This window comes from Murimonas intestini (assembly GCF_024622195.1).
Classification (GTDB): domain Bacteria; phylum Bacillota; class Clostridia; order Lachnospirales; family Lachnospiraceae; genus Murimonas; species Murimonas intestini.
In genome coordinates this window covers 89437-107089 of record NZ_JANKBI010000005.1, presented here as the reverse complement: position 1 = coordinate 107089, position 17653 = coordinate 89437, and the positions used below count along the sequence as shown (strand labels likewise).

Sequence of the window (17653 nt, the reverse complement as noted above, 5' to 3'; positions counted from 1 at the left end):
TATCATTAGTGAAGAACAGGGGGATTTTGATATTTGTTCCCGATCGTCTAATGCCTGCCGCTTTGCCGCCAGGGTCAAGTATCTGTGGCTTGCTATGGGGTACCTGACTTCCAGTTTACCGGGTAGAGGCCATGTACTTCTACAGGCATCCTTGTGCCGGCTGACTCCATAATGGCCAGGAGCGTCAGGGTAGTGTTGGCAGCGTCACTGATGCTTACAGGGAATTCTCTGTTATTTATCAGACAGTCTGTAAATGCCCGGATGCTGTCATAGGCGAAGCCTTTTGGACGTCCGAATATTTTATTGCTTACGATCACATCAGGTACCCGCACAGAATTTTCTGTATATTCCTGAATCATCGTGTGATTGCTGGCATCAATGCTGATCATGCCTTTAGTTCCCATAATATTGCATTTTATATCATTGACGCATGGGTTGGCATTAGGGGTGATCCACCCGTTTTCCATCTGTACAATGGCTCCTCTGGAAAATTCCAGGGTGGTCATGTATTCATCCACGGTATCCACACCCATCCCTTTTAGGATTCCGGAACGGCTGACGCTGTATACACGAACGACATCATCCTGAAACAGCCATCGGAGAGTATCCAGGCTGTGGCTTCCCAGAAACCACAGGATAGAGGAACCGGCAGCCCATGGGAGCAGGTCTGTGGCTACCCATTTTATATCATTCAGACGGAAATACCCGCTGTAGGCCTCACCCAGGTTTCCGTTCCGGATAGACTGCCAGGCCGCATGGAAGGGCGGACTGAAGCGGTTATGCAGATCCACCATTGCCCTGACCCCGCATCTGTTGATTTCATCCACCATGACCCTGACATCATCTGCCGTAGTGGCCAGTGGCTTTTCAATCAGCATGTGTTTGCCGTGTCTGGCAGCCGATACTGCAATATCTTTGTGGGCAAAATCTGGTGTTACAATTGCCACGGCATCCATATCTGCTTTGTCAAACATCTCTTCATAATCCGTATAGTACTGGCTGATCCCGTACTTTTCTGCAATCCCGGCGGCACGTTCAGGGTTCTGGTCACAGACTGCCGTTACTGTCACAAAAGGGTCATCCTGATAGATCTGTATATGGTTTTCACCCCAGGTACCTAATCCCACAACCGCCATCTTCAACTGTTCTTTCATAATTACCTCCTTACAGCGCTGAGCGCACTATTATTTTAAGTCCAGTATAGATGGAATATGTAGTTTTGTATTTATCAAAAATGCGACAGTATTTATCAAATTTACAACTATACTATCTATAGCAGGCCCTTGCTTTGGACTGTCTTCTGATATCCGCTTGGGGTCATCCCTGTATATTTTTTAAATACACGCGAGAAATTGTGAATGGATCCATAGCCTAACTTATCGCCGATCTCAGTGAATGTCAGCTCTTCTTCACTGATCAGTTCCCTGGCACGGGCAATCTTAAGGCGATGGTAATAGTCCATGACTGTAGTGCCAAGATGCTTTTTAAATATTTTTTCTATATAGCTCTGAGACAGGGCAGACTGCCCGGCCACCTGTTCCAGAGCAATACTGCCATACAGATTTTCTGAAAGGATCCCGGTTACCTTTTCAACGGTTTCACGGCCTCTGGGTTCCTGATAATGCCTGTCAGCAGTATCCTGTGCATCTTCCCGGCTCTCCTGGAGAAGAAGCAGGAGAAAGTTTTCAATCCGGTTCTTCAGCAGCTGTCCGGCTGTTTCCGGAACATCAGGTTTCCAACGGAGTTTTTCCTGCCCAAAATCATCATATGGTTCTTCTAAAAACTCTTTGCCAGTGCGCAGAAGTACTGCCAGCGCATCTTTTCCCCAGCGGGAGACGGGATGGCGGCGGCATTCCAAATGCCGGAGGCTATGGCTGCGGCTGCGGAAGCTGAAGATAAAAACACTGGCAAACACACCTGCAGCATATATATTGTGATACTGTCCGGGACGGTGCAGATAACCTTCCTGGCTGCAGAGCAGGATACGCTCTTCATCGGCCTGTATCCATATCTCACCGTAATCCACATATACAAATTCCCAGAAATCATGGCTTTCCCCCACACCCTGGAAATCCTTCACATACTCGAAATAGTGGAAGCTGATTATCTGTCCGACATCCAGCACCACAGGCAGCTCTGTGTCTTCATATCTCATAAATTTTCCTCATGGTTCAACTGTTATTTTTATAAAACGGACCAGCAATCTTAAGCTGACGTTCAGTAACAGAATCATAATAACATAAGTTATGGTTCACACGCCACCTTTTCGGGAGGGATTTTTAAGCATGTTAATGATCACGGAGTGAGGAGTAACAATATTGCCTGAACTGTGAGATTCTGCTATACTTGAGTTATATTAGGGAGGAAATCACTGATGGTACTTGCGACATGGAATATAAATGGATTAAGAGGTTTCAAAAGAAGTATGAATTAAAAGAATTTCTGGAAAAATATAATATTGATATTTTGAATTTGCAGGAAACGCCTGTTTTTAATTACATACCTGGTTATAGATCATCGACACTGCATCTTCAAGACTTAAATCATTGGATATTATTTTCTCTGAAATCATAGGCAAGTAATCCTTTTCTCTCCACCATCGTCTCATGTCGGCTTCTCCAAAGTCATTTCGATTAGGTTTTGTGCTGTGCCTTATCAAAGTTTCTTCAAATGGTAAATCATAGTAATAAGCAAAAATATTCTGCCCATATTCTTCTACAGCAGTCTCAAACAATCTATTATATGCGTCTGCCGGAAGGATACCTTCCATTATTGTGATTTCTGAATTAGCTTTGCCATATTTGAGCAGATTTATCATCAATGGCTCAGATTTGATGATTCCCTCTGTACTCCATACATGCAGCATATCCATACGGATCATATCATGTGAAAGTAACATAGTATTAGGTCCAAATTTGATCTGCAGTGCTTTCGCAACAGATGTCTTTCCACTGCCGGAATTTCCTCTGAGTATGATCAGTTTGTGCATTTTAATGTCCCCCTAATTTGAATTTCTAAATTTCTATGTTTTATATCATAGCATTCATATATAAATATTTCAATCATAATGCGATCCTGTGTAACAAACCAGCCGTCAGCATTTTTAGTGCTGGCGGCTGGCCCTTGAAGATATTATATTGACATATGACACACCTATTGGTAATCAACCACATCTATCCATTTGAGCAGGAATTCCTTCTCAGATTCAACAGATTTAGTCAGCTGGGAAGCTGCTACGATGGGCAGCCACTGCTGTACATACTGTTTTGCAGTATCACTTTTTTTGCAGAACATGTTTAAATATAATTCCGCTTTTTTCTCATCCTTTAAGGAGAAGAGAAGGTAAGTCCTTGCAGCGTCTGCGCTGGCATTTCCCTGTGTGGCATGGGACCAGTCCAGGATGGACATTGTTCCGTCTGCCCCCACAATGATATTGCTGGGGTTAAAATCTCCGTGGCACAGTTTTGTGTGCTTTGGCATGGAGTCCAGGCGGGTGAGCAGGTCATAACGTACAGTAGCGTCAAGTACAGGGAAAGTGATATTGATCTTGCGGTTCATCTTATCCTTGAGCTTGTTCAGAAGAGGGCATTTTTTGGAGTGCATCTCTAACTGAAGGTCTACAAACTGTTCCATGTACTCTTCCAGTTTATCAGGATTTTCATCCATGAGCTGTTCCATTGTCTTTCCTTCTACAAACTCAGATACGATAGCCCACTGGCCATCCTTTTTAGAGACTTCCAGAAGCTTAGGGATATTCAGGCCGGTCTCCTCGACACGTGCCTGGTTCAGCGCCTCATTTAAAATATCGGATTTCGGGAAGGTGTCGTCAAACACTTTGACTGCCTTGTCACCGTCACGATAAATGGTCTTGTTTGCTCTTTTTGCAATTACATTTAATTCTGCCACTTTTGTTTCCCCCTTCTTATTTGCCATAGTAAGCTTTTAAGTAAAGCTCTTTGATTTCCTTCATCAGCGGGTATCTTGGGTTGGCTCCTGTACACTGGTCATTGAAGGCCTGTTCTACCATATCGTCCAGGGTATCCAGGAAGTATTTTTCATCAACACCGTAATCCCTGATGGTTTTCTTGATTCCGATTTTAGCTTTCAGATCTTCCAGAGCCTGGATGAGCATTTCTAAAGTCTCATCGTCATTTTTTCCGCAAAGACCCATGTAATTGGCTATTTCCACATAGCGTTCTTTTGCATGCGGATACTGGTACTGTGAGAAGGTTCCCATCTTTGTCGGAACGTCTGCGGCATTGTAACGGATAACTTCCGTCAGGATAACTGCGTTGGCAATACCGTGCGGCAGGTGATGGAAAGCACCCAGCTTATGCGCCATGGAATGGTTCAGACCAAGGAAAGCATTTGCGAATGCCATACCGGCCATGCAGGCTGCATCTGCCATTTTTTCTCTGGCAATCGGGTCAGCTGCTCCATTTTCATAGGCAGACGGAAGGTATTTGAATACATTCTTGATCGCCTTTAATGCCAGTCCGTCTGTATAGTCAGTAGCCATGATAGATACATAAGCTTCCAGGGCATGTGTCATAACATCGATTCCGGATGCACTTGTCAGACCCTTTGGCTGGCTCATCATATTATCAGCATCTACGATTGCCATATTTGGCATCAGCTCATAATCAGCAAGAGGATATTTTACACCTGTCTTTTCATCAGTGATGATGGCAAAAGGCGTTACCTCTGAACCTGTACCGGAAGAAGTAGGGATAGCAACGAAGTAAGCTTTCTCACCCATTTTCGGGAAGGTGTACACCCTTTTCCTGATATCCATGAAGTCCATTGCCATGCGCATGAAGTCTGCTTCAGGATGTTCATAGAGCACCCACATGATCTTTGCAGCATCCATTGCAGAACCGCCGCCCAGAGCGATGATGGTATCCGGCTCGAAGTCCTTCATGGCTTTAGCGCCTTCCATTGCACATCCCAGAGTCGGGTCCGGAGCGACATCGTAGAAGCATGTATGCTGGATTCCCATCTGGTCTAATTTCTCCTCGATAGGGTGAACATATCCGTTTTTGTAGAGGAAAGTATCTGTAACGATGAAAGCTTTCTTCTTGTTCATGATCGTTCCCAGCTCATCTAATGCTACAGGCATACAGCCTTTCTTAAAGTATACTTTTTCAGGTGTCCTGAACCAAAGCATATTCTCTCTCCTCTCCGCTACGGTCTTAATATTGATCAGGTGCTTTACTCCTACATTTTCTGAGACAGAATTGCCGCCCCAGGAGCCGCAGCCCAGAGTCAGTGAGGGAGCTAATTTAAAGTTATAGAGATCGCCGATGCCGCCCTGTGCTGCAGGAGTGTTGATCAGAACACGGCAGGTTTTCATTGCTGCTGCGTGTTTTGCTATTTTCTCTGACTGGGCCGGATGGATATAGAGGGATGAAGTGTGCCCGTATCCTCCGTCTGCTACAAGCTGTTCAGCCTTTGCAATAGCGTCATCGAAATCTTTTGCCTTGTACATGGCAAGTACAGGGGACAGCTTTTCGTGTGCGAACTCTTCTGATATATCAACAGATTCCACTTCGCCGATCAGGATCTTTGTCGTTTCCGGCACATTGACTCCGGCGAGTTTTGCGATGGTATAAGCAGACTGGCCTACGATTTTTGCATTTAAGGCGCCGTTTATGATAATGGTCTTGCGGACCTTATCCAGTTCTTCGCCCTTTAAGAAATAGCAGCCTCTTGCAAGGAATTCTTTCTTTACTTCATCATAAAGGTTTCCTACAACAGTTACAGACTGTTCAGAAGCACAGATCATACCATTGTCAAATGTCTTGGAATGGATGATGGAGTTGACTGCCAGTTTTACATCAGCTGTATCATCAATGATGACAGGAGTGTTTCCGGCGCCAACACCAAGTGCAGGTTTTCCTGAGGAATATGCGGCTTTAACCATTCCGGGTCCGCCTGTTGCCAGGATGCAGTCGGCAGCTTTCATGACTTCATTTGTAAGTTCAAGAGAAGGAACATCGATCCAGCCGATAATTCCCTCCGGAGCGCCGGCTTTTACAGCTGCGTCCAGAACCACCTTTGCAGCGGCGATAGTACAGTCTTTAGCGCGCGGATGCGGGCTTATGATAATGGCATTCCTTGTCTTTAAGGAAATCAGTGTCTTAAAGATAGCGGTAGAAGTAGGATTAGTTGTAGGGATAACAGCTGCGATCAGTCCCAGCGGCTCAGCTACCTTTTTGATGCCGAATGCCGGATCCTCTTCAATCACGCCACAGGTTTTTGTGCTCTTGTACGCATTGTAAATATACTCTGCAGCATAATGGTTTTTAATAACTTTATCTTCGATGACGCCCATGCCTGTCTCTGCAACAGCCTGCTTAGCCAGCGGAATACGCATCATGTTGGCAGCCATGGCTGCCTCGAAGAAGATTTTATCTACCTGCTCCTGTGTGTAGGTAGCGAATACCTTCTGAGCTTCACGCATTGCGGCCAGTTTAGCGTTCAGAGCTTCGACGCTGTCAATGATTGCCGGCACATTTGCTGTGGTTTCTTTCTTTGCCATTGTAGTTCCTCCTCTTATTATAAGAAATTAATTAATAATAGACAATTGATAATTTTTTAACAATGCCATCATAACTCATTGTTAAAGTTTTGTCAATTACTTTTTTGTTAAAAATTTAACCAGAAGAGAAAACACACAAAACAAAGAGAACGGACAGTGTTTATCCTGAAAGCAGATAAGACTTCGCCCGGGATAAAAAAATCTCCGCAGCAATGGATATCTTCCAAAGCTGCGGAGAAAAAATATCTGATCAAATGTCTCAGCACTTTTCCGGTTCAGGATACTCCACACCAAAAGTCTCAACTGTCATGGATTTGATGCGCTGAGGATCCAGCGGCCTGTCGCTGTAGTCTGTGTCTGTCTCGGCAATCTTATTGACTACGTCCATACCCTCTGTCACTTTTCCGAAAGCGGCATAGGAGCCGTCCAGATGAGGAGATGTCTTGTGCATGATAAAGAACTGTGAACCTGCTGAATCAGGGGCCATAGAGCGGGCCATGGAGAGAACACCAGGTTCATGTTTTAATGCATTTGGAAATCCGTTCTGAGAGAATTCTCCTTTAATGGAGTAGCCAGGTCCCCCCATGCCGTTTCCATCAGGACATCCTCCCTGTATCATGAAACCATTGATGACTCTGTGAAAAATCAGACCATTGTAAAAATTCTTTTTGATCAGGCTGATAAAATTATTAACGCTGACAGGAGCTATTTCAGGATAAAGCTCTGCCTTGATGATGCCGCCGTCTTCCATTGTGATAGTTACGATAGGATTCTGTGCCATTTAAAATACTTCCTTTCTATTTAAATTCCTTTTTAATTATAATATGAGTTGCATGAAACAGCAAGGTTAAAAATTTTTGTTGGGAATTGGGAGAAAGTGGAGTAAAATAGAGATTGAGCGTAACTTTTTTATGTTGGGACAGGAGGCAGTACAAGAGTGAAGAGTGTACATTTTCTATTAAAAGACCCTGATGAGGCGGGAGGGCTGGCAGTAAAGCTCAGAAATGCAGGCATAAGAATCAAGATTGGTGATTATAGCGGGGCAGAGGACATATTGAGGATGGACAGGGAGGAGCTGCCTCTTCTTATTACTGACAACAGGGAAGCGGCAGAGTGGTGCATGAGGAACAAGATTCCGTGTCTGGGGTATGAAAATAATGAAGAAGTCCGCTTTCCCGGTCTGCCTGTGGTAATACAAGGATTTGAAGAAATAGATAAGGACTTTTTGGCAATCGTGTATAACAGGTGTATGGGCATTCCTGTTGTGATCGCACAGACAGAGCGTCTTGTGATCAGGGAACTTTCGCTGGCAGATCTGGATGGGATATACGGCCTCTACAGCCAGCCCGGAGCCTGTTCTTATATGCCGGGCCTGGATCCTGACAGGGAAAAGGAGAGGGAGAGGCTGGATGCTTATATTAAAAATATGTATCCTATATATGAATACGGTCTATGGGCGCTGATTGAAAAGAAATCCGGCATCCTGGCAGGACAGGCCGGCCTTGAGAACAGAGAATACCGGGGAAGAAGCATAGTGGAACTGGGATATATGATAGACAGGGGTTATCAGAGGAGAGGACTGGGATATGAAGCCTGCCAGGCAATTATCAGCTATGCCAGAGAAGTTTTAGGGATTGAAGAACTCTATGCATTTATAGACCCTGAGAATACAGCTTCACTGAGGCTGGCAGAAAAACTCTCATTTGCTTTTCTGGAAAGATCAGAAAAAGAAGGGCTTTTTGTTTACGTAAAAACTTGACATTCAAAAGGATATCATTTATAGTATACATACCGACGGTATGTAAAGGCAGTATCTGAAGCTGTTCAGAGGTTACTATTTGCCGAACCGCGCTTTTAGCGGGGCCGCAAATAGTAACGTTCAGAGAATATGAGGAGGAAGGATATGGCGCGGAATAAGCATCCAGAAGAGACTGTCAGCCGTATATTAGACACGGCACAGAAGCTGTTTTTCGAAAAAGGCTATGAGAAGACAACGATCCAGGATATTATAAACAAGCTGGGAAATCTCAGCAAAGGGGCTATCTACCATCATTTTGGCTCAAAGGAAGAAATCGTGGACGCTGTGATAAACAGGCTTTTTGAGGATCAGGAATCAAAAGTAGAGGACCTCATAAATGATAAGGGAATGACAGGCCTGGAAAAACTTCAGAAGTTATTTCTCCTCCTGCTGAATAATCCGGAACAGGAGAGAGTGCTGAGGGCTATTCCGGATATTATGCACAACCCTAAGGTCTTTACTATGCAGATGATGGAGAGCATGGATCATGTGGCGCCTCAGATCCTGGAGCCGATCATCAGGCAGGGAATAGAGGACGGCTCTATAAAGACAGAATATCCTAAAGAACTGGCCCAGGTTCTTGTCATTCTCTGCAATATATGGATGAATCCTGTTGTTTTTACAATGGATGAGGAGGAGCTTCAGAGGAGATTTCTTTTTATAAAGGATATGATGGAGAGAATGGGTATTCCCGTTGTCAGCAATGAGGTGCTGTACAAAGTAGAATACTATAGAAAGATTCTCGCACAGTCTAAAGGATAAACATAAAGTACGCAGGAGCGTGCTTTATATTTTAAAGTTATACATACCAAACGTCGGTATTTATAAAACCATACACTGAGATGTATGATCTATGAGAAGGAGAAAAAATGAAGAAAGATTTTATTTTAATTGTTTTGGGGCAGATAATCTCATTATTTGGAAATGCGATCCTGAGGTTCGCACTGCCGCTGTATCTGCTGGATACTACCGGGTCAGCTGCTCTGTTTGGGCTGGTTTCGGCGCTTTCGTTTATCCCGTTGATACTGCTTACACCTGTGGGAGGATTGATCGCGGACAGAGTTAATAAGAGAAATATAATGGTGGCGCTGGATTTCACCACTGCGGGACTGATCCTGATCTTTTCAGCTCTGATGGGCAGGATCAGCATTGTTATACTGCTTGTTGCATTCCTGATGCTGTTATATGGCATTCAGGGTATCTACCAGCCGGCTGTGCAGGCCAGTATCCCCCTTCTGATGGAAGGTGAGAAGCTTATGGTGGGAAATGCCATAATCAACCAGGTAAGCGCTCTGTCAGGTCTGCTGGGCCCTGTGATCGGAGGTATTCTTTATGGATTTGCCGGAATCGTGCCCATACTCGCTGTTGGGGGCGTGTGCTTCTTTTTATCAGCAGTCATGGAGATATTTATCAGGATCCCCCATAAAAAACTTCCGGACAGAGGGGGGATTCTTGCGGCAGCATCACATGATCTAAAAGAAAGTATTCATTTTATTGTCAGAGAGAAGCCTGTACTCATTAAAGGTACTGTGATCATTTCTATTTTTAACCTTTTTTTAAGCTCAATGATAATGATCGGCCTGCCCGTCATTATAAAGCAGGTGCTGGGCCTGTCGGACCAGATGTACGGTTATACCCAGGGGGCATTGGCAGCGGGGGGCCTTTTGGGAGGGATCATGACAGGCGCTCTGACTAAAAAGATGAAAGTACAGAATTGCTACAGGCTGCTGTTTGGGGCGGCGCTCCTCCTTATTCCCATGGGCGCTGTTCTTCTTATGGAAGGTTCTCCGTTTTTATCATGGCTTGTTATCACAGTCTGCAGCTTCCTGATGATGGTCTTGTCAACTATGTTTACCATTCAGATGCTGACCTTTGTACAGGGCCAGACGCCGGCTCATCTTATCGGAAAAGTGGTGGCTTGGGTGATGACCTTCTCCATGTGTGCACAGCCTGTGGGGCAGGCGCTGTACGGCGGACTGTTTGAAAAATTTAAGTTCCAGTCCTGGGGGATCATCTTTGCGGCAGCGGTTATCTCCGGGGTAATCTCTGTATTTTCCAAAAGGATCTTTTCAAAAATAGCCTAGTTATAAAACTAGATGTTGAAATGAAGCTTCAAACCTCGTATAATTTATTCAGGTGATTTCGACAAAAAACGAAGGATAAGAGGTGCCTGATGAAAAATACGAAAGTAATCTGCTTTGCAAATAATAAGGGCGGAAGCGGAAAGTCCACTACCTGCTCAAATGTGGGCTGTGCCATGGCCCAGACGGGCAGCAGGGTGCTCATGGTGGATGGAGATATGCAGCTTAATCTGTCCCTTTCCTTCTTTTCGGAGGATGAAGTGCTTGCCTTCGCCATGGGGGAGAAGAATCTGTATCAAGCTGTTAGGGCCCAGAAGGACCTGTCTGAATATGTGGTGAACACTCCTTATGAAAATCTGGATCTCATCCCCTCATCAACTTTGATGAGTTCCATTGAATATGAACTGTTTACTAAATGGCAGAGGGAACTGATCCTGAAGAAATGCCTGGAGAATATAAAAAATTCCGGTGAGTACGACTATATACTTATAGATGCTCCGCCTACGCTGGGAGGCTGGGTGATGAATATCCTGTGCGCCTCGGATGAGGTGATCATTCCTGTGGAGGCTACACCCTGGGGGCTTTTCGGCCTGGCCAATATGTTTGATTTTTTGAACGAAGTAAAACAGATAGCCCCGGACCTCAGGCTCATGGGGGTGGCAATAACGAAAGTAGACACCAGGAAGAATTATTTCAGGCAGACTCTGGAGACGCTAAAAGAGATGGAGGGGATCTATCTGTTTGAGTCATATATCAGAGTGGACAGTTCAATCGAATGGGCGCAGGACAACAGCGCGCCGGTGGTCGCATATAAAAAGAACAGCAGAAGCGCCAAGGAATACATGGCGCTGGCAGAGGAGGTAATGAAGCTTGGCAGTAGGTAAGGGCAGTATCTTAAGGGCGGCAGGCGCCAGTGCACAGTCAAAAGCAGAAAACGGCAGTACAGTGCATTTCATAGCTGCGCCGGATGAGCAGACAGAGAAGCTGATCAAAGAAAAGATTGATAAAGAGGAAAACAAAGAAACCAAAGAAACCAAAGATGTCAAAAAGGAAAATGGAGGTAGCAAGATGGCAGAAGAGAAGGAAGTTAAGATGGATGTCACGGCAGAAGAGGCTGTAAAAGCTGCGGATGCTAAAACAGTTCAGGATGCGGCAGCAGAGCCTGCTAAAGAGGCTCCTGCGGAGGAAAAGAAGGCTGCAGCACCCAGAAAAACAGCTGGACGCCCGGCAGGAAAGAAAACAGCTGCAAAGACAGACACAGCAAAGGCAGCCGCCGCGAAGGCTGCAGTTGTGAAGAAGGCAGCGAAACCTGCTGTTAAAAAGACACCTGCCAGAAAGCCGGCTGCATCTAAAGCAGCTGAGAAAAAAGCGGCAGAGCCAAAGACAGAACAAAAGCCGGAGACAAAACAGGAACCTGCCGTAAACCAGGGACGGGAAAGACATCCGGTAAACAAAGACCTTCCTGTGTATCTTCTGTAATATAGAATTGTGGATTTGCGTTGATTTTGGCGATTTACCTTGCGAAATCAACGCAAATGTGGTATGATTACAACAAACATATTGGCCATAATGAGCAGGAGGAGCACATGCCATGAATAGTTTTGACATTAGTACAAAGATCTATTATGGGGATAATGCACTCGACCGTCTGAGTGAGATACCTTATAATAAGATTATGGTTATAACAGATCCGTTTGTCGTACAGAGCGGTATGATCGAACTGATTACAAAAAGGCTTGAAAAGGGGAAAAAACAATACTCTATTTTTAAAGATGTTGTTCCTGATCCGCCTATTGAAAAGGTAGTGGCAGGTGTTAAGGCCCTTTTGGATTATATGCCGGAAGCCATAGTTGCAGTGGGCGGAGGATCGGCTATCGATTCTGCAAAAGCGATCCGTGAATTTGCCGGCAAGGCAGGAGAACTGCACAATGTGGCGTTGATCGCAGTACCCACAACAAGTGGTACAGGTTCTGAAGTCACAGCGTTTTCCGTGATCACAGACCCTGTGGAAAAAGTTAAATATCCGTTAGTTTCCGATGATCTGCTGCCAACAGAGGCAATTCTGGATGCAGAGCTTACGAGAAGCGTACCGCCTTCAATCACTGCAGATACAGGCATGGATGTATTTACTCATGCTCTGGAAGCATATGTCAGCACAAACAGCACCGAGTTTGCGGCAGCACTCTCTGAGAAGGCGATCGAAATATGCGGGACCTTCCTGCTGCGTGCTTATCTGGACGGCAATGACACACATGCCCGCAAGAAGATGCATATTGCATCTTGTCTGGCAGGACTTGCATTTAATGCAGCATCCCTGGGGATAAACCACAGCATGGCACATCAGCTGGGGGCCAGGTTCCATATCCCGCACGGACGTGCAAACGCCATGCTGCTGCCATATATCATTGAATATAACAGTTACATAAGTAAACACAGCCGCAGCCGCAAGGAATATCCGAGGCAGGTTGAAAAGTATGTGACGATTGCCAGGATACTGGGACTGCAGAACTTTAATACGATCACAACTGTGCGCGCGCTTGTTGCGTGGGTCCAGTTCATGCTGAAGGAAATGGATATCCCCCTCAGTGTTTCACAGACAGGAAAGTGCACAAAAGAAGAATATTTTGCAGCTATTCCTGATATGGCGGATGCCGCAATGGCAGATGCATGCACACCGACAAATCCAAGGGTTCCTGTCAAAGAAGATATCATGGAGATTTATGAGAGGCTTTGGGACGTTAATTAACCCCTGAAATCATTATATTATAATATTATAGAAGCTGGTTCTGCAGCAGCCATACGCTGCCGGAATCAGCTTCTTATTATCTGATCCTATAGAAAATATCCGCAGGACAATATTACTTACTATTCACAATACCGGAAAGGGAGAACAACAAAGATGAAAGAGAAACCAGAGAGGGCAGGGAAGAAAGAGGGGACAGGGAAGAAAGAGAGGACAGCCAGAATGCTGACAAACCCCTGGGTGGCAGGGCTGCTGGCTGTCTGCTGTACAGCACTGTGGGGCAGCGCTTACCCGTGCGTAAAGAGCGGTTATGAATTATTTCAGATAGCAGGGGAGGATGTGAGCTCAAAGATACTTTTTGCCGGCTACAGGTTTTTTGCTGCGGGGATCATGACATTTATTTTTTCTTGGATATCCTCGGGAAGAGTACCGGCAGTAAAGAGGGGGAATATTCCCGGCGCTTTAGGGCTGGGACTTGTTCAGACAACACTGCAGTATATCTTTTTTTACATAGGCGTTGCAAATACCACAGGGGTGAAGGGGTCTATCATAGGAGCCTCAAGCACTTTTTTTACTATACTCCTGGCACATTTTCTGATCAAGAGCGAGAAAATAGATATGAAAAAAGGACTGGGATGCATCCTGGGATTTTCAGGGGTAGTGCTGGCAAGCTTTACCGCCCAGGGCCTGGATGCCAGCTTTAGTATAGAAGGAGAAGGATTTCTGATCATATCCGCACTGTCCTATGCAGCAGCCTCAATCTGGTCAAAGGGGCTGGCGAAGAAAGAGGATCCCATTGTCATAACGGCAGTTCAGCTTCTGTTCGGGGGCGCTGTCCTGATGATCCTGGGCTTTTCCTTTGGAGGGCATATTGATGTGGTTGTATGGAGCGGAGCAGTTCTGTTTCTGTATATGGCATTTATATCTTCAGCAGCTTTTTCATTATGGACGCTTCTGCTGAAATACAATCCTGTAGGGAAGGTAGCCATATATGGATTTATGACGCCTGTGTTCGGAGTGTTCATGTCAGCTCTTTTTCTGGGGGAAAGTGCATGGAATATGAGGAACCTGGCAGCACTTCTGATGGTGAGCGCAGGGATCATTGTGGTGAACAGGGACGGAAAATGGAATTGCACAAAGAATAATGACGGAAAATGTACTGGATAGAATTAGAAGTATGAAAAGTGCACAAAAACAAGATGGTGTAATTGTGATAATATGATGAAAATGTTCGGATAGAGAAAAAGACTGTTGCCAAAATACACAGGCTGTGATAATATACAATCATAGATTGGAAACGGTACCGAGAACGTTACTGAAAACGGTTCCAATCATAGAAACCATAAATCTTATTTTATAAGAAAGAGGGAACATGATATGAAAAAGTTCAACAAAGCAACGGCAATGGCATTATCAGCAGCAATGGTCGCATCAATGGCGGGCGGTATTGTGGCACAGGCAGCAGAAGGTGATGCTGCGGGAACAGGAAAAGTATATTATCTGAATTTTAAGCCGGAGCAGGCTGACCAGTGGGTGGAACTGGGAAAGAAGTACACAGAGGAGACAGGCGTTCAGGTTGATATCGTGACAGCGGCATCAGGAACATACGAGTCTACCTTAAAATCAGAGATGGCTAAGACAGACGCGCCTACTCTGTTCCAGGTAAACGGCCCTGTAGGACTCGCATCCTGGAAAGATTACTGCTATGATTTAAAAGACAGCGAGCTTTACAAAGCTCTCAAGAGCGATGATTTTGCATTAAAGGGAGAGAATGATGAGATTCTTGGTGTGGCTTATGTAATTGAGACATACGGGATCCTTTATAATAAAGCTCTTCTGAATGACTATTGTGCATTAGACGGAGCTGTTATCAAATCAGCTGACGAGATCACAAGCTTTGACACACTTAAGGCAGTTGCAGAAGATATTCAGGCACACAAGGACGATCTGGGAATCGAAGGCGCATTCACATCAGCAGGAATGGATTCCTCATCTGACTGGAGATTTAAGACACATCTGGCAAACCTTCCGATCTATTATGAATACAAGGCAGATGGCATAGAGTCTACAGATGCAATTAAAGGAACTTATCTTGACAACTACAAACAGATCTATGATCTGTATATCAACAATTCAACATGTGAGCCGAGCCTTCTCTCCAGCAAGACAGGCGAAGATTCAGCTTCTGAATTTGCTTTAGGAGAAGCTGTATTCTACCAGAATGGTACATGGGCTTACAATGATGTTACAGGAAATGACGTAGCAGACGAAGATATGGGAATGCTTCCTATATACATCGGCGCTGAAGGCGAAGAGAACCAGGGCCTCTGCACAGGCAGTGAGAACTACTGGTGTGTAAACAAGAATGCTTCTGAAGAAGACATTCAGGCAACACTTGATTTCGTTTACTGGGTAATCTCCAGCGATACAGGAAAAGAGTCCTTCTCTAAAGAAATGCAGTTTGTAACACCGTTCTCAACATTTACAGATGCAGATCTTCCGGAGAATCCGCTGTTAAAGGCTGCTAATGAATATATTGCAGCAGGCAAGACTCCTGTAGCATGGTGCTTTACAACAATGCCTTCCGAAGAATGGAAAAACGGCGTAGGAAATGCACTTCTTGAGTATGCTCAGGGCACAGGCGAATGGGATGCAGTTAAGACTGCTTTCGTAGACGGCTGGGCATCAGAATACCAGGCAACACACGCTGAATAAGCTGTCAGGTCTGTATATTTACAAAAATAATATGAGGGTGGGCGATGCTTCGCCCGCCCTCTTTTTAGAAAGTGAGGAAAGAGTTTATGCAAAAGGCGATGAAAAAATATTTTCCCATTTTTGTATTGCCCACTTTAATAGCATTTGTCATTGGATTCCTGGCACCTTTTGTGATGGGTATCTACCTGTCCTTCTGCAAGTTCACCACTGTGACAGACGCTAAATTCATCGGTTTTTCTAATTATCAGAAGTCATTTGATCCCATCTTCATTCATGCACTTTGGTATACGGCGGCATTTACAATTGTATCTGTACTCTTTATCAATGTGCTGGCATTTACCGTGGCAATGCTTTTGACTAAGAAAATAAAGGGGACTAATATATTCCGTACAGTATTTTTTATGCCGAACCTGATCGGCGGCATTATACTGGGTTATATCTGGCAGCTGCTTTTAAACGGAGTGCTCCAGAATGTGGGAAGGACACTTACGTATTCTTCAACCTTTGGATTCTGGGGGCTTGTTATCCTGATGTGCTGGCAGCAGATAGGTTATATGATGATCATCTATATAGCTGGTATCCAGAATATACCGGGAGACCTGATAGAAGCCGCAAAGATCGACGGCGCCACACCGCGGCAGATACTTAAGAATGTGACCATCCCAATGGTCATGCCTTCAATCACGATCTGTACATTTCTGACACTTACGAATTCATTCAAGCTCTTTGACCAGAACCTGGCGCTGACAAACGGAGATCCCTCCAATATGTCAGAGATGCTGGCGCTGAATATATTTAATACATTTTACAGCAGACCGGGTTATGAAGGCGTAGGCCAGGCCAAAGCAGTTATCTTCTTTATACTGGTGGCGGTTATCGCGATCGTCCAGAATTACCTTACGAGAAGGAAGGAGGTTCAGCAATAATGAATGCAAGGAAAACAAAACATGGAACGCTGTTAACTGTAATATTTTCAGTCATTTCACTGGCATATGTATTTCCAATCGTGCTGGTCCTTATAAACTCCTTTAAGAAAAAAGCATATATCAGCAAGAATCCATTTTCTATTCCTACAGGCAAGATGTTTGTGGGCATAGAGAATTATACAAGAGGTATAGAGCGTACAAAATTCTGGGAAGCCTTTGGATGGAATGTATTCATTACAGTATTTTCAGTACTTGTCATTATCCTGTGTACGTCCATGACTGCTTGGTATATTACAAGGGTTAAAGGTGCTATGAGCTCAACGATTTATTATCTTTGCCTTTTTGCAATGATCGTACCGTTTCAGATGGTTATGTTCACCCTCTCTAAGATAGCCAATATGCTTCATCTGAATACACCTTGGGGGCTGATCATCATCTACCTCGGGTTTGGCGCTGGACTGTCGGTATTTATGTTCTGCGGTTTTGTCAAGTCGATCCCGCTGGAGATCGAGGAGGCGGCCATGATGGACGGCTGCAATCCGCTTCAGACGTATTTTCGGGTAGTATTCCCGATCATGAAGCCTACATGTGTGACGGTTGCCATCCTGCAGGCCATGTGGATCTGGAATGACTATCTGCTGCCATATCTTGTGCTGGATATCAAAAAATTTATGAATATCCCGATCGCAGTCCAATATCTGAAGGGCGGTTACGGCTCTATCGATATGGGAGCTATGATGGGTGTGCTTGTTCTGGCAATTATACCTATAATCGTATTTTATCTGTTCTGCCAGAAATATATTATTGAGGGCGTTGTGGCAGGCGCTGTCAAGGGATGAGAAAAATCGG

At 44.8% G+C, this 17653-nt stretch carries 16 protein-coding genes; 10 read left to right on the top strand and 6 right to left on the bottom strand.

Features of this window, described 5'->3' with window-relative positions; all coding sequences use genetic code 11:
• Positions 1-92 precede the first annotated feature (92 nt).
• The 6 genes from NSB28_RS09950 to NSB28_RS09925 all read right to left on the bottom strand — a co-directional run bounded on the left by NSB28_RS09950 (position 93) and on the right by NSB28_RS09925 (position 7322).
• Complete coding sequence (locus tag NSB28_RS09950) at positions 93-1154, bottom strand: Gfo/Idh/MocA family protein (protein WP_257497490.1); 1062 nt, start codon at positions 1152-1154, stop codon at positions 93-95.
• A gap of 116 nt (positions 1155-1270) precedes the next feature.
• Positions 1271-2155 (bottom strand): helix-turn-helix transcriptional regulator, encoded by an 885-nt coding sequence (locus tag NSB28_RS09945; protein ID WP_109625072.1) that lies wholly within the window; start codon positions 2153-2155, stop codon positions 1271-1273.
• Positions 2156-2491: 336 nt separating this feature from the next.
• Positions 2492-2989 (bottom strand): P-loop NTPase family protein, encoded by a 498-nt coding sequence (locus tag NSB28_RS09940; protein ID WP_109625071.1) that lies wholly within the window; start codon positions 2987-2989, stop codon positions 2492-2494.
• Positions 2990-3153: 164 nt separating this feature from the next.
• Positions 3154-3933, bottom strand: coding sequence for a phosphotransferase family protein (locus tag NSB28_RS09935; RefSeq protein WP_109625070.1), 780 nt, complete (start codon positions 3931-3933; stop codon positions 3154-3156).
• Positions 3923-6541 carry a bifunctional acetaldehyde-CoA/alcohol dehydrogenase gene (gene adhE, locus NSB28_RS09930; protein WP_109625069.1) on the bottom strand — a complete coding sequence of 873 codons (2619 nt, stop codon included), beginning with the start codon at positions 6539-6541 and terminating at the stop codon, positions 3923-3925. Before adhE ends, NSB28_RS09935 begins: the two co-directional genes overlap by 11 nt.
• A gap of 259 nt (positions 6542-6800) precedes the next feature.
• On the bottom strand, positions 6801-7322 hold the full coding sequence (locus NSB28_RS09925) for a peptidylprolyl isomerase (protein ID WP_109625068.1): 522 nt from the start codon (positions 7320-7322) through the stop codon (positions 6801-6803).
• Between the two features lie 156 nt (positions 7323-7478).
• Here NSB28_RS09925 and NSB28_RS09920 point away from each other — a divergent pair, with 156 nt between their 5' ends.
• From NSB28_RS09920 to NSB28_RS09875, 10 genes are all read left to right on the top strand, one after another.
• Positions 7479-8300: a GNAT family N-acetyltransferase gene (locus NSB28_RS09920; RefSeq protein WP_109625067.1), complete on the top strand. Its 822-nt coding sequence runs from the start codon at positions 7479-7481 to the stop codon at positions 8298-8300.
• A 144-nt stretch (positions 8301-8444) separates the two neighbouring features.
• Entirely contained in the window at positions 8445-9101 is a 657-nt protein-coding gene (locus NSB28_RS09915) for a TetR/AcrR family transcriptional regulator (protein ID WP_109625066.1), read from the top strand.
• 107 nt (positions 9102-9208) lie between these two features.
• Positions 9209-10423, top strand: coding sequence for an MFS transporter (locus tag NSB28_RS09910; protein WP_109625065.1), 1215 nt, complete (start codon positions 9209-9211; stop codon positions 10421-10423).
• A gap of 89 nt (positions 10424-10512) precedes the next feature.
• A complete protein-coding gene (locus NSB28_RS09905) occupies positions 10513-11304 on the top strand; it encodes a ParA family protein (protein ID WP_109625064.1) in 792 nt (263 codons plus the stop codon).
• Complete coding sequence (locus NSB28_RS09900; protein ID WP_109625063.1) at positions 11291-11899, top strand: hypothetical protein; 609 nt, start codon at positions 11291-11293, stop codon at positions 11897-11899. The genes NSB28_RS09905 and NSB28_RS09900 overlap by 14 nt, the downstream gene beginning before the upstream one ends.
• A gap of 112 nt (positions 11900-12011) precedes the next feature.
• Complete coding sequence (locus NSB28_RS09895) at positions 12012-13166, top strand: 1-propanol dehydrogenase PduQ (RefSeq protein WP_109625062.1); 1155 nt, start codon at positions 12012-12014, stop codon at positions 13164-13166.
• 153 nt (positions 13167-13319) lie between these two features.
• Positions 13320-14330, top strand: a complete 1011-nt coding sequence (locus NSB28_RS09890; protein WP_257497489.1) for a DMT family transporter — start codon at positions 13320-13322, stop codon at positions 14328-14330.
• 210 nt (positions 14331-14540) lie between these two features.
• Positions 14541-15878 (top strand): extracellular solute-binding protein, encoded by a 1338-nt coding sequence (locus NSB28_RS09885; RefSeq protein ID WP_109625061.1) that lies wholly within the window; start codon positions 14541-14543, stop codon positions 15876-15878.
• Between the two features lie 86 nt (positions 15879-15964).
• A complete protein-coding gene (locus NSB28_RS09880; RefSeq protein ID WP_109625060.1) occupies positions 15965-16804 on the top strand; it encodes a carbohydrate ABC transporter permease in 840 nt (279 codons plus the stop codon).
• Positions 16804-17643 carry a carbohydrate ABC transporter permease gene (locus NSB28_RS09875; protein ID WP_109625059.1) on the top strand — a complete coding sequence of 280 codons (840 nt, stop codon included), beginning with the start codon at positions 16804-16806 and terminating at the stop codon, positions 17641-17643. Before NSB28_RS09880 ends, NSB28_RS09875 begins: the two co-directional genes overlap by 1 nt.
• Positions 17644-17653 lie beyond the last annotated feature (10 nt).

Coding starts and splice junctions, on each gene's coding strand:
- NSB28_RS09950 (WP_257497490.1), bottom strand. CDS start 1,154: ATGAAAGAACAGTTGAAGATGGCGGTTGTGGGATTAGGTACCTGGGGT.
- NSB28_RS09945 (WP_109625072.1), bottom strand. CDS start 2,155: ATGAGATATGAAGACACAGAGCTGCCTGTGGTGCTGGATGTCGGACAG.
- NSB28_RS09940 (WP_109625071.1), bottom strand. CDS start 2,989: ATGCACAAACTGATCATACTCAGAGGAAATTCCGGCAGTGGAAAGACA.
- NSB28_RS09935 (WP_109625070.1), bottom strand. CDS start 3,933: ATGGCAAATAAGAAGGGGGAAACAAAAGTGGCAGAATTAAATGTAATT.
- adhE (WP_109625069.1), bottom strand. CDS start 6,541: ATGGCAAAGAAAGAAACCACAGCAAATGTGCCGGCAATCATTGACAGC.
- NSB28_RS09925 (WP_109625068.1), bottom strand. CDS start 7,322: ATGGCACAGAATCCTATCGTAACTATCACAATGGAAGACGGCGGCATC.
- NSB28_RS09915 (WP_109625066.1), top strand. CDS start 8,445: ATGGCGCGGAATAAGCATCCAGAAGAGACTGTCAGCCGTATATTAGAC.
- NSB28_RS09910 (WP_109625065.1), top strand. CDS start 9,209: ATGAAGAAAGATTTTATTTTAATTGTTTTGGGGCAGATAATCTCATTA.
- NSB28_RS09905 (WP_109625064.1), top strand. CDS start 10,513: ATGAAAAATACGAAAGTAATCTGCTTTGCAAATAATAAGGGCGGAAGC.
- NSB28_RS09895 (WP_109625062.1), top strand. CDS start 12,012: ATGAATAGTTTTGACATTAGTACAAAGATCTATTATGGGGATAATGCA.
- NSB28_RS09890 (WP_257497489.1), top strand. CDS start 13,320: ATGAAAGAGAAACCAGAGAGGGCAGGGAAGAAAGAGGGGACAGGGAAG.
- NSB28_RS09885 (WP_109625061.1), top strand. CDS start 14,541: ATGAAAAAGTTCAACAAAGCAACGGCAATGGCATTATCAGCAGCAATG.
- NSB28_RS09880 (WP_109625060.1), top strand. CDS start 15,965: ATGCAAAAGGCGATGAAAAAATATTTTCCCATTTTTGTATTGCCCACT.
- NSB28_RS09875 (WP_109625059.1), top strand. CDS start 16,804: ATGAATGCAAGGAAAACAAAACATGGAACGCTGTTAACTGTAATATTT.